The following is a 15,703-nucleotide window of genomic DNA, read 5'->3' on the forward strand; positions in this document are numbered from 1 at the left end:
CTGTTTATAAAAAACATTGATATCAGTCTATTAGGTGTGAAATTCGAGTCCGGCCTTCGCACTCACCCTCTAAACACCTCCTTCCTGTGCCACTCTACAAACCCTTCTTTTGGATAATTCTCGCGCATCATAGGCAGCGCTATCGATTTACCGTCGAAATCCCAGAACAGTCTGCCCACCATGCCGCTGCCATTAACTGCGGGTGATACCTGAACCCGCATACTCTCATCCAGCCCAATCGAACCTTTATCAAAGGCTTTATGGTGGATTGCACACAGCGCCAGTCCGTTTGAAATCTCGCACGGGCCACCATGCTGTTTCCATTTGATATGGGCCGCTTCAAGCGCAACTGAAGTGCTGTCGTGGCGCATATTGAAGCCACAAATGGCGCATTCATAGTTATAAGCACGCAGAACCTGCTGGCGGAACAACGGGTCCCGCTGTTTGCGGATTTGCAGGATATCAAACCCCAGTTCATCCGCGATTTCTTCCTGAATGCTTTCGGTGAAGTGCGCCTCGAGGATTTGCTGTGCCAGGGCGTTAATGAGGTTCTTGCTCTTTTTCAGTAGAGCAAAATGTTGTTCATCAAAGCCTCCGGCAACGTTATGCGTCACCAGTTCTCCGGCAGGGGGCTGTTTACTGCTGCCGGATGTTGAGCACTGCTCGGCGTTTTGTAGCTCCCAGAACCCATCGCCCTGTAAACGCCAGAAGGGCATATCCGGGCGGTACTGCGCGCGCTGTGGTCCAAATCGTTCCAGCAGGCTATGCAATGGGTCGCGAACTTCCGAACCGTAGTCAAACAGGCGACCGTGACCCTGCTGATAACCCGCCAGCACATGTAGCAGCAGCAAAGGTTTGTGCGGCGCACGCTGCTCGCCTTTACGCCAGATGGTGATGTCGGCAATTGCCTGTTGCAGGGTTTTACTGGAAGTCATTGATTTCATTATCAGGTAAATAATTGCGATGATGCTCGCAAAATATCACCTGATCAAGCAAAGACGGGTTGATGCGCTATCGACGTCACTTATTGGTATCAATTTGATAAAGCACTATGCGTGGCATGTTGTCTGACATCAACGACATCACTTTTATGTTTTCTGAAAAACACATACGCCACGGCAGTTACCGTTCCCCCACCAGGGTACGCAGGAGTACGATAAGCCTGCAAATTATTGCATATCGAAGGATCTCTGATGGACACAGTAGAGGAACTCAACGGAACATACTTTTATAAAGGGGTCTGTAACATTTCTGCAGGTGAGCTATTTTTCTGGATTTTTCTCGACAAAATTGATGAACAATTTGGGGGAATTAAAGATGTGGTAACAATGTCATGTATCATTCTTGGGTTACCATTGCTGAAAACACGGGGTAAACCATATGGGGCAACACAAGGCACATCAATTGCCTCCAAATATTCTCGTGAGTTTCTTAACGTAACATTGTCCGTCAGGCTTCCTACCATCACCAATGCCAGTATCAAATATTTAAAACCAATGATGACTAACAATCTGGGGGCATTCGTTGGACGAACAATTCCTGTGATTGGTTGGGCATTACTCGCAAGTGATGTCGCCCAAATTGTCTATAAAACGGTGAATACCTACAACACCATTGCCAGAGAGGAAGATCGCGTATGGTGACGGATAATGAGGTATTAGAATTTTTTCGGGGAGAGTTATCTCTCGCGGTAACGTTTACTTTCAAACCTATCCCGATTGAACTTGATACGCCGCTGCAAGGCTACGCTGAATGGGATGAATTACCGTATGCCATTGATGATTTTGGAGAGAAATATAACGTTGATGTTTCAGTAATTGATTTCGAGGCCTATTACCCGTGGGAAAGAGAATCGGTCTATAGAAAATGGTTTACCAAAGAACCCATCAAGCAAGTGTCAAAACCGCTTACTGTGCGTATGTTCGCAGAATCAGCCAGAGCAGGTCGCTGGTTATATGATTGATTACAAGGAGTGTTGAAAATGGCTGTACCCGTTCATTTATTTTTAAAAGATGATGGTGGCGCGATGATTCGTGGAGGCTCGGATGTCCGGGGACGTGAAGGCAGTATTGAGCTACGTGGTCTAACACATAACCTTAGCATTCCAACCGATGGTGCCACTGGAAAGCTAACCGGTACACGCCAACATGGCCCATTTCTCTTTGACAAAGAGATCGATTCCTCCAGCCCATACCTCTACAAAGCGGTTGCGACAGGTCAGACACTTCAAAGTGCGGAACTAAAGTTCTATCACATAAACGACGCAGGCCAGGAAGTGGAATACTTTAATACCCTGCTTGAAGGTGTAAAAGTTGTATCAGTGACACCAATCGTGCATGACACACGTACGGTAACGGGAACCGGACATTTGGAAAGCGTACAGCTGCGCTATGAAAAAATCACCTGGTGTATTGTAGATGGCAATATTCAATATACCGACGCCTGGAACGAACGTACTACGGCATAACAAAGATGACGCAATACATCCTAATAAAGGCGCCCACAGGCGCCTTTAGCAAGACCGTTACCCCTTCGCCGTTTTCCCCGCAATCACCCCGATAAACTCCAGCACCTGCTTTTGCTTACGCGCGGAGAGCTTTTCCACGGCGCGCAGGGATTTCATCAGTTCTGACTCTTCGGGTTCGGGCGTGCGGGCGGTTAACACAATGCAGCCTTGCATGACGCGCACATCGACGCGGGTGCCGGTGTCGAATCCGGCGGCTTTAAGCCACTGGCCCTTCATCACGATGGACGGAAACTGGACATACTTCACCGGCAAACGGCTGTAATCAGGATAACCGCTCGCATAACCCACCTTCAGGCAACGGTTATCTGCGACGTACACTTCTGGATCAAATGAAACTGCAATACAATGCGTATCAGTCATGGTGACTATTCTCCGATAATAGTTACTGCGATTAGCGATGCGGAGGTGTTGGCGCACCTTCGCATCGCGCTAATAAAACCCCTGTAAATTACCCCAGTAATTGGCGGGAAGTCCAGATGTAAATAAGATGAAATAAGCGCGATTAGCACGCTTTCGGAATAAATAGAAATCCTCTCTATCCCAATAAACATAGTATTATTCACCGTATAAATTCATTCATATCCCATCCTCCTGATACCTGCCATTTCCAGAAAATAACGCCCATCTGTATCAGACAAAAATGTGATCTAACTCACTGAATCAAATAGCAAACTCTGAAACAACACCGTTTTGTACACTTTGCTTTACACTTTTAGTGATGTGAATCACAAATATAAACCCGTGAAGTGATCCGACTCTCACAAAATGGGGTGTACTCATTCAGCAATACAGAATGAGCACAGCCTGGAAAGTTAAGTTTTCAGTATTTCCCCTCTCCACGGGGGCACCATCGCAAATGGCAAATCAACACGCAAAAAAAAACTTGTTGAATATGAACGGGTAAAAAAATGACGTGTGATTTGCATCACCTACATTTACAGCTTTTTAAATTATTGCCAGTGATTAATGTTGACCAGGCTATTTCCATAATCAATTAAATCTTGCATAGTGCCTCCACATTATTTCTCCCCCTGACTCAGGAGGCGAATAGTTATATTTCATCAGACTTTATTGATGAACCAGGTATGCTTTACTTCACATTAATACGTACATGACCACTGTTACTGGAGAAACAAAATGAATTATCCGGCAGAACCCTTCCGTATTAAAAGCGTTGAAACTGTATCTATGATCCCGCGTGATGAACGCCTTAAGAAAATGCAAGAAGCGGGATACAATACTTTCCTGTTAAATTCGAAAGATATTTATATTGACCTGCTGACAGACAGTGGCACCAACGCAATGAGCGACAAGCAGTGGGCCGGAATGATGATGGGTGATGAAGCCTACGCGGGCAGCGAAAACTTCTATCATCTGGAAAGAACCGTGCAGGAACTGTTTGGCTTTAAACATATTGTTCCTACTCACCAGGGGCGCGGCGCAGAAAACCTGTTATCGCAGCTGGCAATTAAACCGGGGCAATATGTTGCCGGGAATATGTATTTCACTACTACCCGTTATCACCAGGAAAAAAATGGTGCGGTGTTTGTCGATATCGTTCGTGACGAAGCGCACGATGCCGGTCTGAATATTGCTTTTAAAGGTGATATCGATCTTAAAAAATTACAAAAACTGATTGATGAAAAAGGCGCCGAGAATATTGCCTATATTTGCCTGGCAGTCACGGTTAACCTCGCAGGCGGGCAGCCGGTCTCCATGGCTAACATGCGCGCGGTGCGTGAACTGACTGCAGCACATGGCATTAAAGTGTTCTACGACGCTACCCGCTGCGTAGAAAACGCCTACTTTATCAAAGAGCAAGAGCAGGGCTTTGAGAACAAGAGCATCGCCGAGATCGTGCATGAGATGTTCAGCTACGCCGACGGTTGCACCATGAGTGGTAAAAAAGACTGTCTGGTGAACATCGGCGGCTTCCTGTGCATGAACGATGACGAAATGTTCTCTTCTGCCAAAGAGTTAGTCGTTGTCTACGAAGGCATGCCATCTTACGGCGGCCTGGCCGGACGCGACATGGAAGCTATGGCGATTGGTCTGCGAGAAGCCATGCAGTATGAGTACATCGAGCACCGCGTGAAGCAGGTTCGCTATCTGGGCGATAAACTGAAAGCCGCTGGTGTACCGATTGTTGAACCGGTGGGCGGTCACGCGGTATTCCTTGATGCGCGTCGCTTCTGTGAGCATCTGACGCAGGACGAGTTCCCGGCACAAAGCCTGGCTGCCAGTATCTATGTGGAAACCGGCGTACGTAGTATGGAGCGCGGAATTATCTCTGCGGGCCGTAATAACGTGACCGGTGAACACCACAGGCCGAAACTGGAAACCGTGCGTCTGACTATTCCACGCCGCGTTTATACTTACGCGCATATGGATGTAGTGGCTGACGGTATTATTAAACTTTACCAGCACAAAGAAGATATTCGCGGGCTGAAGTTTATTTACGAGCCGAAGCAGCTCCGTTTCTTTACTGCACGCTTTGACTATATCTAAATAATAATTATGGCCCCATCTCAGGATGGGGCTTTTTTGTATTTCTTTTCCATGAACAGGAAGCCTTTGCGGTGCCCGTTACCGTGACATAACTACAAAAGTAAACCCTGACTCCGACATTTTTATTATCCGCATGATGTACAAATGACAGCTGTAATTATAACGAATAGTCTACAGGAACATTTATCATGGATATTAATGCCATTGAGCGACAGAGTAGTACCCCCGGACTGATTAGCGGAACCATGTTGGTTATCGCGACCGTAGTGGGTGGAGGGATGTTTTCCCTGCCGATTGCGATGGCTGGCGTATGGTTCCCCGGTGCGTCAGTTATTCTTCTGTTTATCGCCATCATGATGTTATTAACCGGTCTGATGCTGGTCGAAGTTAACCTGCATTATGGCGCCGGTGCCAGTTTTAATACCTTTACCCAGGATTTATTAGGCCGAAAGTGGAATATTGTGGTCGGTATCGCTTTCGGTTTTGTGCTGTATATTCTGACCTATGCCTATATCTCTGGTTCGTCGGCGGTGATGGCGCAAACCGTGTTCAAATACAGCGGCGTGCGCTTTCCGGCGAATATCTCGGTGGTGATCGTCAGTATGCTGGTCGGGGCGATTGCCTGGTACAGCTCCTTGTTGGTTGGACGTATTACTACCGTGTTGATTATCGGTAAGTTTATCGCGTTCTTTGCCACCTTCTCTGGCCTGGTGGGTCATATCGAAGTGGCGAAACTCGTCGACAGCGTGGCGGTGGCGCTGCCCAATTCGCAGTACCTGCCGTATATCCTGATGACGCTGCCGTTCTGTATTATCTCGTTTGGTTTTCACGGTAACGTGCCGAGCCTGGTGAAGCTGTATGGCACGAGCGGGATCTCGAATATTACGCGTTCGATTATCATCGGCACGCTGTTTGCCCTGCTGCTGTATATCTTCTGGCTGGGCGTCACGATGGGCAACATCAGCCGTTCCTCATTCCCACCGATTATCGCCAAAGGCGGCAATATCGACGTGTTTGTCGAGGCTATCAGCGGGCTGTTCACCAGCCGTTATATGGATCTGATCCTGACCTTCTTCGGCAACTTCGCGGTTGCCAGTTCCCTGCTGGCGGCGACGCTTGGCCTGTTCGATTACATCGCCGACCTGTTTCACTTCCCGGATGACGGCATGGGTCGCCTGAAAACTGCGCTGGTGACCTACTTCCCGCCAGCCGCCGTGTGCTTCTTCTTCCCGAACGGGTTTGTCCACGCGATTGGTTACGCCGGTCTGGCCTTTACCATCTGGAGCGTGATCCTGCCGCCGTTCCTGGTGAAAGCGGCGCGGAAACGTTTTCCGACCGCCAGCTATACCGCGCCGTGTAATAACACCGTGCTCAATCTGGTCATTGTCTGTGGGGCGGTTGTCTATCTGACGGTTGTTCTGGACGTATTTGGTCTGCTGCCAACGTTTCGCTAGACGGAGTCAAAATGAAAAACGTGTTGTCTGTTCAGTCGTCAGTCGTTTATGGCTATGCCGGAAATAAAGCTGCCGTGTTGCCGATGCAGCTCTCGGGGATCGATGTCTGGCCGTTTTACACCGTACAGTTTTCCAACCACACCCAGTACGGGATGTGGCAGGGCATGGCGATGCCGCACGGCGAGCTGAGCGCCATCATCAGCGGGTTGGATGACCTGCAAAAACTGGCGCAATGCGATGCCGTGTTGTCCGGGTATCTCGGGGACAAACGCCATTGCGAAGAGGTGAAGCTCGCGGTCACCACCATTCGCCAGCGTAATCCCCAGGCGCTCTATTTTTGCGATCCGGTAATGGGCGACCCGCAAAAAGGCTGCATCGTCGCGCAGGGCGTGGAGTCCTTTTTTGTCGATGACGCCATTCAACTGGCGGATGTGATGGGGCCGAATCTCTATGAGCTGGGCGTGCTGACGGGCAGACAACTACGTAGTTTTGACGAGGTGGTGGCAGCGGCGCAGCAGTTGGTGGCGTGGGGCGTGAAGAAGGTGCTGGTGAAACATCTCGGCGACTGCTCGCGCGAAAAACAGGCGTTTGAAATGCTGCTGGTGACGGCGGAACAGACGTTACACATCGCCCGGCCGCTGTATACCTTTGCCAAAATGCCGGTGGGCGTTGGGGATCTGATTTGCAGCGTGATGCTGGCTTCACTGCTCAACGGTTATGAGGACAAGCAGGCGCTGGAGCGGACCACCAGTGTCGTCGACGCGGTGATGCGGCTGACGAAAGAGCACGACTCGTATGAACTGCGGCTGATAGACGCGCGTCACCAGATAATGGAGCCGCAAATTCGCTATCAGGCAACGGTGCTGTAGCGCCGTAAGGAGGCTCTATGTTTCTGACACTGCTACGATTTCAGCATCCGCTGATCTACCGTTTTGCATGGCTTCGTCTGTGGGTCAGGGTGTTAAGAGCGTGCGGGCTGCGTAAGTGAAAGGGGAGAACATTTTTCTCTGCTGCCGGATGCGGCGCTTGCGCCTTATCCGGCCTACAAATGAGCGTGAAACGTAGACCCGATAAGCGAAGCGCCATCAGGCATTAGCGCCAGGCATTACACGCGGAAGTAGCGTGGTGGGATCAACGCGGAAAAGGCGTCGAACTTCTTCACCATCTTTTTCCAGAACAACATAACAACAATCCTCGATTTGAAACATCGGCGCTATTTTAGTCAGCGCCGACAAATCGTAAAGCCAGTCGCTTCGTTTCGATCCTGAAGCGGTGTAAACCTTTTTGGTCACCGCGTCGTCAAATACGGTTGCCGTGAATTTGACGGGGTTGACAATGGATTACGCCATAAACCAGTAATAAAAGAGACCGACTTTCAGGCCGAGGATCACAATATAGGCGCAGCAGTATTTCATGGTGCCAGACATTATCTGGTTGGCCTGTCCGTCCATTTTGGTGGCTGAAACCGCAATGGCGATACTCTGCGGCGAAATCATTTTCCCCCCCGTTGCACCAGAAGTATTCGCCGCCGCGAGCCAGTTGGGATCGATATGCAGTTTACTGGCGGCAATGGTTTGCAGTTTGCCGAACAAAATATTCGAGTTGGTATCGCTGCCGGTAACAAACGTGCCCAGCGCGCCAATCACTGGGGCGAGGAAGACGTAGGAACTGCCGGTCAGATCGACAATCGACTGGGCCAGCGTGGAGATAATCCCGCTGAGATCCATCACCGTGGCCAGCGCGACAATCGCCATAATCGCCACAATGGAATTTTTAAGCTGGAAAATGGTTTTGATAAACACTTCCAGCATCCCGCGTGCGGACGCTCCCTGAATAAAACCGCCGATAAGGGTCGCAAAGATGATCAGCATCCCCGGCGTGGTCACCCATTCAACTTTCAGCGCCAGCGTGTTGCCGTCGGCGAGCGTGAAATGCAGCACCGAGGCCAGTTGGGACGCCGCGCCTTTGATCGTCGGGAACAGCGGTGAGCACAGCAGGATAAAAACAAAAATAAACAGATAGATAGAGCCTACGCGGAACAACACTTTTGCCGAGCGCGGCGTGGTTTCGCGGGTATGGCTGACCTCAATGCGCCACTCGGGATCGGTTTTCCCTTTGCGCAGGCGGCTGACCATCGCCACGGCAAACAAGCTGACCAGGCTACCGGCAAAGGCGGGCAATTCCGCGCCAAGATGAATGGCGACAAAATATTGCGGAACCAACGTGGTGATGCCGCAAATCAGCGTGATCAGAAATACGCCACGAATGGCTTTCAGGCCGCCGCCAATAATGCAGACAATGACAAACGGCAGCAGGATATTAAACAGCGCGAGCTGCAGAATAATGGTTCCGCCTAAGGTATACACCGGCAGGTTAACCTGTTCCGCCAGAATAGAAACCGGGATCCCGACCGCGCCGAACGCGGTGGGAACGGTATTCGCCACGAGAGAAGCGATCGCCGCCTTCAGCGGGTTGAATCCCAGCGCAATAAGAATGCCGATCGGAATGGCGACCGCCGTGCCATAACCTGCCGCGGCTTCAAGGAATCCGCCGAAGCACCATGAAATCAGTAGCACCTGAATACGCTTATCTTCGCTAATGCTGGCGAGAATATCGCGCAGAATATCCAGCGCTTTGGTTGCCTGCATGACGTTATAACTGAAGATGGCGCCGAGGATCACAATCACAATCGGCCATAACCCCTTCAGGGCGCCATAGCCTATCGCGGCTTTCAGATTCTGTACGGGCATTTCCCAGAATATGGCCGACAGCGCGGCAGTGAATACCAAAGAGATCAACACGGAATAATGGATGGGCATTTTCAATTTCAATATTAAAAATACCATCAGTAGTAAAGGAGAGAGTGCCAGGGCAAACATAAAATATTCGTTCATTGCTATTCCTGATTGGTTTATTAAACCTGATTTATATTTATGGTGGGGAGGCTACATTGCTGGGTTAATAAAGTATGTAAACTGAATCGCTTCAGTGAATAAAGTAATTATGATTTGTGGTTTTGTAACTATTGTAATCTTTTAATTAAAATCCAATGCCAGGTAAATATACTTAAGAGTAAGCTGAATACCTATAAATAGTTATATGATAACCTTTTTAATAATGCTGGTGATGAGAATAGTAAGCACCTGAAACTGTTTTTAAGGTGTTCATAACGCTGTGGTTTTAAATATAAAAATGTGAGCGAGACCGAAAGAAATAAACCTGGTTGTTGCATATGGGGGTTGATTAGGGGATTATTTGGTTTTGTCATACAAATGAAAATACAGACATATGCGACTGTCCTGACTTAAGAAGCGGAGAGTCGGCATCAAAGGAAAACGACCCGAGCATCACCATGAACCCAGGTATTAGTAAAAACAGCAAACAGAAAAACTGGGCGTGAAATACGGCTGAACCTTTGCTTGATATCGCGATATCAAGCGCAATAAACAGAAATGAAGCAATGGAGTAGTTATTGTGAATGTAAATTTCTTTGTTACCTGCATTGGTGACGCACTGAAATCACGGATGGCACGAGACTCCGTATTGCTGCTGGAAAAACTGGGTTGTCGCGTTAATTTCCCCGAGAAGCAAGGGTGTTGCGGTCAGCCAGCCATCAACAGCGGTTACATCAAAGAGGCGATCCCCGGGATGAAAAACCTGATCGCCGCCCTGGAAGACAACGACGATCCGATTATCTCGCCAGCAGGCTCCTGTACCTACGCGGTAAAAAGCTATCCGACGTATCTGGCCGATGAACCGGAATGGGCGCTGCGTGCCGAAAAAGTCGCCGCGCGTATGCAGGATCTCACCTCCTTTATCGTCAACAAGCTGGGCGTGGTGGACGTCGGCGCGAGCCTGCAGGGCCGCGCTGTCTATCATCCCTCTTGTAGCCTGACTCGAAAGCTGGGAGTTAAGGAAGAGCCGCTCACGCTGCTGAAAAACGTGCGCGGGCTGGAGCTGCTGACGTTTGCCGATCAGGATACCTGCTGCGGCTTTGGCGGGACGTTTTCGGTCAAAATGGCCGAGATATCCGGCGAGATGGTGAAAGAGAAAGTCTTACATTTGATGGATGCGCAGCCGGAATATTTGATTGGCGCAGACGTCAGTTGCCTGCTGAACATTGGCGGTCGACTGCAACGGGAAGGCCAGCCGGTCAAAGTGATGCATATTGCTGAAGTGCTGATGAGCCGCTGAGGGGAAAGAGATGTCGATAAAAACCAGCGATGTAGAATTTAAACTGCGCATTCGTCAGCAGATAGAAGATCCGATCATGCGCAAAGCCGTGGCCAATGCGCAGGAGCGTATTGGCGCAAATCGACAAAAAATGGTCGATGAGTTAGGCCACTGGGAAGACTGGCGCGATCGTGCCAGCCAGATCCGCGATCACGTGCTGAGCAACCTCGACGCTTACCTGTATCAACTCTCCGAGAAAGTGACGCAAAACGGCGGCCACGTCTATTTCGCCAAAACCAAAGAAGAGGCCACCGCCTACATTCTGCAGGTCGCGCGAAGCAAAAACGCGAAGAAGGTGGTGAAGTCCAAGTCGATGGTGACCGAGGAGATCGGCGTCAACCATGTCCTGCAGGATGCGGGAATCCAGGTGATCGAAACCGATCTCGGGGAATACATCCTGCAATTGGATCAGGATCCACCTTCGCACGTCGTGGTCCCGGCTATTCATAAAGATCGCTATCAGATCCGCCGCGTGCTGAACGAGCGTCTGGGGTATGACGGCCCGGAAACCCCGGAAGCTATGACCTTGTTCATTCGCCAGAAGATCCGCGAGGATTTCCTGAGTGCCGAAATCGGTATTACCGGCTGTAACTTTGCCGTGGCGGAAACCGGTTCAGTATGCCTGGTGACCAACGAAGGCAACGCGCGCATGTGCACCACGCTGCCGAAAACACACATTGCGGTGATGGGCATGGAGCGTATCGCGCCAACCTTTGCTGATGTGGATGTGCTGATCACCATGCTGGCGCGCAGCGCCGTGGGCGCTCGTCTGACGGGCTATAACACCTGGCTGACCGGCCCGCGTGAGGCGGATAACGTGGACGGACCGGAAGAGTTCCATCTGGTGATTGTCGATAACGGTCGCTCGCAGGTGCTGGGCTCTGAGTTTCGCGATGTGCTGCGCTGCATCCGCTGCGGGGCCTGTATGAACACCTGCCCGGCGTATCGCCACATTGGCGGACACGGCTATGGCTCTATCTATCCCGGCCCTATTGGCGCGGTGATTTCTCCACTGCTCGGCGGCTATAAAGATTTTAAAGACCTGCCGTACGCCTGTTCCTTATGCACGGCCTGCGACAGCGTCTGCCCGGTGCGTATTCCGCTGTCAAAACTGATCCTGCGTCATCGTCGGGTGATGGCCGAGGAGGGCATTACCCCGAAAGCCGAGCGACGGGCGATCAAAATGTTCGCTTATGCCAATAGCCATCCGGGGCTGTGGAAAGTCGGAATGATGGCGGGCGCGCATGCGGCAAGCTGGTTTATCAATGGCGGGAAAACCCCGCTCAAGGTTGGCGCGATTGGTGACTGGATGGAGGCGCGCGATCTGCCTGATGCTGACGGCGAGAGCTTCCGCAGCTGGTTTAAGAAACATCAGGCGCAGGAGAAAAAGAATGGATAACCGTACCGCGTTTTTAAACACCATCGCCCAGGCGCTGGGTCGCCCGCCGCGTTTCGAACCGCAAGCGGATGCCGCGCCGGTTAACAATTATGCCAACGAGCGCCTGACTGAACTTAGCCCGCAGCAGCGCTGCGATGCGTTTATCCAGTTCGCCAGCGAAGTGATGCTGGCCCGCTGTGAACTGACTCGCGAGGACCAGGCCGCAGAAGCAGCGCTACGCCTGTGTGAAGAATTGGGTCAGCCGGTAGTGCTGAGCGGCGACAGCCGACTGGTGGCGCTGGGCATCACCGAACGTTTGCAGCAGGAATGCAACGCCGTGGTCTGGGATCCGGCGCGAGGCAGCGAAAATATTACCGAGGCCGAGCAGGCGAAAGTCGGCGTGGTGTATGCCGAGTATGGCCTGACCGAGTCCGGCGGCGTGGTGCTGTTTTCCGCGCCGGAGCGCGGGCGTTCTTTGAGCCTGTTGCCGGAGTCCTCGATTTTCGTGCTGCGTAAAAGCACCATCCTGCCGCGCGTGGCGCAACTGGCAGAAAAACTGCATCAGAAAGCGCAGGCCGGTGAGCGTATGCCATCGTGCATTAACATTATCAGTGGACCCAGCTCGACGGCGGATATTGAGCTTATCAAGGTGGTTGGGGTGCATGGCCCGGTGAAGGCGGTGTATCTGATTATTGAGGATTGTTAAGGCAGGAGAAGAACCGCTCTGGCGCTGCGGGCCAGAGCGGTATCGATGTTATGCAATCATGCTGATGATCAACACGATTACCAGGCCAACCACGGAGTTCACCAACTCCAGCAGACCCCAGGTTTTCAGCGTATCCTTCACCGACAGGTCAAAGTAGCCTTTGAACAGCCAGAACGAGGCATCGTTGATATGGGTCAGGGTGTTGGAGCCAGCCGCCGTCGCCAGTACCAGCAACGCCGGATCGACGCCCACCAGTTGACCGGTTGCCGGGTCGAGAATGGCTGCGCTGATAATCCCCGCCGCCGTCATGGCTGAGACCACGCCCTGACCGGTTGCCAGACGAATAAGCACGGTTATCAACCACGCCATGATGTATGGAGAAATATTGCCGTGCGACATCAGCATGCCGATGGTATCGCCGATGCCGGTATCGATAATGGTCTGCTTCAGTACGCCGCCCGCGCCGATGATCAGGATCACCATGGCGATGCTTTTCACCGCGTTTTCAAAGGCGTTCATCACCCACTGCATGTCGTGACCACGCGCGGTACCAAACAGCACGAAGGCGACAATCATGGCGATAAACATCGCAATTGGCGAGGAGCCTAAGAAGTTGACCACTTCCCACGCCTGCGTTCCTTTCACCAGCCAGATGTTGGCGATGGTGGTGGAGATCATGATGATCGCCGGGATCAGCGGAACCAGAATAGAGATGCCGAAAGACGGTAGATTGTTCTGGTCAACCGGTACGTCGGCCTTCATGAATGACGGCGTCGGGCGATCGAGGTTGCCGAGGAACTTCGGCAGGATAATCCCGGCGCAGATCACGCTCGGAATAGTCACCAGAATACCGTAGATGTAGACCATACCCATGTCAGCGCCGTAGGCGTTAACCAGCGCGACCGGACCTGGCTGCGGCGGGAACAGAGAGTGGGCGGTGGTGGCTGCGGCAACGGCAGGAATCGCCAGCTTGAGGAACGGGATCTTCGCTTCTGCGGCAATGACGATCACCAGCGGCGCCAGCATAATAAACGCCACTTCATAGAACATCGCCAGGCCAAAAATCAGACCAATAATGATCACCGACAGCTGTACATAGCGCAGACCGAGTCGCGCCAGCAGCGTATGAGCAATCTGATGCGCCGCGCCGGAATCGACCATCAGCTTACCGATGACTGCCCCGAATACCACGATAATCGCCAACTCACCCAGCGTGCTGCCAAAGCCGGATTTCATGGTGTGCAGCAGCGCCATTAAGTCCATACCCGCCAGCATGCCGACCGAGAGCGCCGCCAGCAGCAGGGCGACCATCGAGTTTATTTTGAATCTTAGATTGAGCACCAGCATCAGACCGATGCCGAATACGACCCACAGAATATTGAGAACATGCATATAACGTCTACCTTTATTGGTTGAACTATTATGACTTTGGTTGAGATGTTATCCGTATTGGTTAACCATTGATGCGATGAATGTCACATTGCGTTACATGTTTACATCTTTACTGCGCTTCCTGGCCGCAAAATGGCGATCTAATCAGCAAAAATCGTGATTTGGTTAACCAATTAATTCCTTCAGGTTGACATGTCATACCAAAAGGAGGAATTTATGTGCCATATCGTCGAGTCCATAACGTAAATGAGGAATAAAAGATGGAACAGACATGGCGCTGGTATGGTCCTAACGATCCGGTCACCTTAGCGGATGTACGTCAGGCGGGTGCCACGGGCGTGGTCACCGCCTTGCACCATATCCCGAACGGGGAAGTGTGGACGGTTGATGAGATCCTAAAACGCAAAGCCATTATTGAGCAGGCGGGCCTGGTCTGGTCGGTCGTCGAAAGCGTACCGATCCACGAAGACATTAAAACCCGTTCTGGTAACTATCAGCAGTGGATCGCCAACTACCAGCAAAGCCTGCGTAACCTGGCCCAGTGCGGCATTCGTACCGTGTGCTACAACTTCATGCCGGTTCTCGACTGGACCCGTACCGACCTGGAATACGTCCTGCCGGACGGCTCCAAAGCGCTGCGTTTTGACCAGATTGAATTCGCCGCCTTTGAGCTGCACATCCTCAAACGTTCGGGCGCGGAAGCGGATTACACCGCCGAAGAGATTGCTCAGGCGAATGAACGCTTCGCCACCATGAGCGATGAAGACAAAGCGCGTCTGACCCGCAATATCATCGCCGGTCTGCCGGGCGCGGAAGAGGGCTATACGCTTGACCAGTTCCGCCAGCATCTTGCGCGTTATAAAGATATCGATAAAGCCGCACTGCGCGAGAACTTTGCCGTCTTCCTGAAAGCAATTATTCCTGTGGCGGAAGAAGCAGGCGTGCGGATGGCAGTACACCCGGACGATCCGCCGCGCCCAATCCTCGGCCTGCCGCGCATTGTTTCCACTGTGGAAGATATGCAATGGATGGTCGATACGGTCAACAGCATGGCGAACGGTTTTACCATGTGCACCGGCTCCTACGGCGTCCGGGCGGACAACGATCTGGTCGACATGATCAAACAGTTTGGCCCACGCATTTACTTCACCCATCTGCGCTCCACGCTGCGTGAAGATAACCCGAAAACCTTCCATGAAGCGGCGCATCTTAACGGCGACGTCGATATGTACGAAGTCGTGAAAGCGATCGTTGAGGAAGAGCAGCGCCGTAAAGCCGAGGGTAAAGAGGACCTGATCCCAATGCGTCCGGACCACGGCCATCAGATGCTTGACGATCTGAAAAAGAAAACCAACCCAGGCTACTCCGCGATTGGTCGCCTGAAAGGGCTGGCGGAAGTGCGTGGCGTTGAGATGGCTATCCAGCGCGCTTTCTTTAGCCGCTAAAGCGAGTTGCCGGTCACCTGTCTGGCCGGCTTTTTCTTTTCTCTTCCGTTGGTCATTCAA

14 protein-coding genes are annotated in these 15,703 nt (G+C 51.6%); 10 read left to right on the forward strand and 4 right to left on the reverse strand.

Going from position 1 to position 15,703, the window contains the following annotated elements; all coding sequences use genetic code 11:
- Positions 1 to 62 precede the first annotated feature (62 nt).
- Positions 63 to 935 carry a phosphorothioated DNA-binding restriction endonuclease gene (locus ABIE10_RS14030; protein WP_200049735.1) on the reverse strand — a complete coding sequence of 291 codons (873 nt, stop codon included), beginning with the start codon at positions 933 to 935 and terminating at the stop codon, positions 63 to 65.
- Between the two features lie 258 nt (positions 936 to 1,193).
- Here ABIE10_RS14030 and ABIE10_RS14035 point away from each other — a divergent pair, with 258 nt between their 5' ends.
- Genes ABIE10_RS14035 through ABIE10_RS14045 form a run of 3 tightly spaced genes read left to right on the forward strand, consistent with a single transcriptional unit; the run spans position 1,194 to position 2,467 of the window.
- A complete protein-coding gene (locus ABIE10_RS14035; protein ID WP_003830103.1) occupies positions 1,194 to 1,643 on the forward strand; it encodes an STM2901 family protein in 450 nt (149 codons plus the stop codon).
- The gene (locus tag ABIE10_RS14040) at positions 1,637 to 1,963 is read left to right on the forward strand and encodes a DUF1493 family protein (RefSeq protein WP_016155588.1); all 327 of its coding nucleotides are present in this window, start codon (positions 1,637 to 1,639) and stop codon (positions 1,961 to 1,963) included. Before ABIE10_RS14035 ends, ABIE10_RS14040 begins: the two co-directional genes overlap by 7 nt.
- 18 nt (positions 1,964 to 1,981) lie before the next feature.
- Positions 1,982 to 2,467, forward strand: a complete 486-nt coding sequence (locus ABIE10_RS14045) for an Hcp family type VI secretion system effector (RefSeq protein WP_003830101.1) — start codon at positions 1,982 to 1,984, stop codon at positions 2,465 to 2,467.
- A gap of 57 nt (positions 2,468 to 2,524) precedes the next feature.
- Here ABIE10_RS14045 and symE read toward each other — a convergent pair whose 3' ends face one another.
- Positions 2,525 to 2,887, reverse strand: coding sequence for an endoribonuclease SymE (gene symE / locus ABIE10_RS14050; protein ID WP_101700333.1), 363 nt, complete (start codon positions 2,885 to 2,887; stop codon positions 2,525 to 2,527).
- A gap of 777 nt (positions 2,888 to 3,664) precedes the next feature.
- Between symE and ABIE10_RS14055 the strand changes: the two genes are divergently transcribed.
- The 3 genes from ABIE10_RS14055 to pdxY all read left to right on the forward strand — a co-directional run bounded on the left by ABIE10_RS14055 (position 3,665) and on the right by pdxY (position 7,358).
- Positions 3,665 to 5,035: a tyrosine phenol-lyase gene (locus ABIE10_RS14055; protein ID WP_016155590.1), complete on the forward strand. Its 1,371-nt coding sequence runs from the start codon at positions 3,665 to 3,667 to the stop codon at positions 5,033 to 5,035.
- A gap of 188 nt (positions 5,036 to 5,223) precedes the next feature.
- Positions 5,224 to 6,489, forward strand: coding sequence for an aromatic amino acid transporter (locus ABIE10_RS14060; RefSeq protein WP_016151548.1), 1,266 nt, complete (start codon positions 5,224 to 5,226; stop codon positions 6,487 to 6,489).
- Positions 6,490 to 6,500: 11 nt separating this feature from the next.
- Entirely contained in the window at positions 6,501 to 7,358 is an 858-nt protein-coding gene (pdxY, locus tag ABIE10_RS14065; protein WP_200049733.1) for a pyridoxal kinase PdxY, read from the forward strand.
- A gap of 471 nt (positions 7,359 to 7,829) precedes the next feature.
- Here the strand turns inward: pdxY and ABIE10_RS14070 are convergent, their stop codons facing one another.
- A complete protein-coding gene (locus tag ABIE10_RS14070) occupies positions 7,830 to 9,383 on the reverse strand; it encodes an L-lactate permease (RefSeq protein ID WP_016151550.1) in 1,554 nt (517 codons plus the stop codon).
- A gap of 580 nt (positions 9,384 to 9,963) precedes the next feature.
- Here ABIE10_RS14070 and ABIE10_RS14075 point away from each other — a divergent pair.
- The 3 genes from ABIE10_RS14075 to ABIE10_RS14085 are packed head-to-tail and all read left to right on the forward strand — an operon-like array spanning position 9,964 to position 12,806.
- Entirely contained in the window at positions 9,964 to 10,683 is a 720-nt protein-coding gene (locus ABIE10_RS14075; protein WP_016155592.1) for a (Fe-S)-binding protein, read from the forward strand.
- Between the two features lie 10 nt (positions 10,684 to 10,693).
- On the forward strand, positions 10,694 to 12,121 hold the full coding sequence (locus ABIE10_RS14080; RefSeq protein ID WP_016151552.1) for a LutB/LldF family L-lactate oxidation iron-sulfur protein: 1,428 nt from the start codon (positions 10,694 to 10,696) through the stop codon (positions 12,119 to 12,121).
- On the forward strand, positions 12,114 to 12,806 hold the full coding sequence (locus tag ABIE10_RS14085; RefSeq protein ID WP_016151553.1) for a LutC/YkgG family protein: 693 nt from the start codon (positions 12,114 to 12,116) through the stop codon (positions 12,804 to 12,806). Before ABIE10_RS14080 ends, ABIE10_RS14085 begins: the two co-directional genes overlap by 8 nt.
- Positions 12,807 to 12,854: 48 nt before the next feature.
- On the opposite strand, the gene gntP is transcribed toward ABIE10_RS14085, so the two are convergent.
- Complete coding sequence (gene gntP, locus ABIE10_RS14090; protein ID WP_047414558.1) at positions 12,855 to 14,198, reverse strand: gluconate permease GntP; 1,344 nt, start codon at positions 14,196 to 14,198, stop codon at positions 12,855 to 12,857.
- A gap of 260 nt (positions 14,199 to 14,458) precedes the next feature.
- Here gntP and uxuA point away from each other — a divergent pair, with 260 nt between their 5' ends.
- On the forward strand, positions 14,459 to 15,643 hold the full coding sequence (gene uxuA / locus ABIE10_RS14095) for a mannonate dehydratase (RefSeq protein WP_016151555.1): 1,185 nt from the start codon (positions 14,459 to 14,461) through the stop codon (positions 15,641 to 15,643).
- Positions 15,644 to 15,703: the final 60 nt, after the last annotated feature.

The sequence above is a fragment of the Citrobacter sp. 506 genome (assembly GCF_050434985.1).
In the GTDB taxonomy this organism is placed as follows: Bacteria; Pseudomonadota; Gammaproteobacteria; order Enterobacterales; family Enterobacteriaceae; genus Citrobacter; species Citrobacter braakii.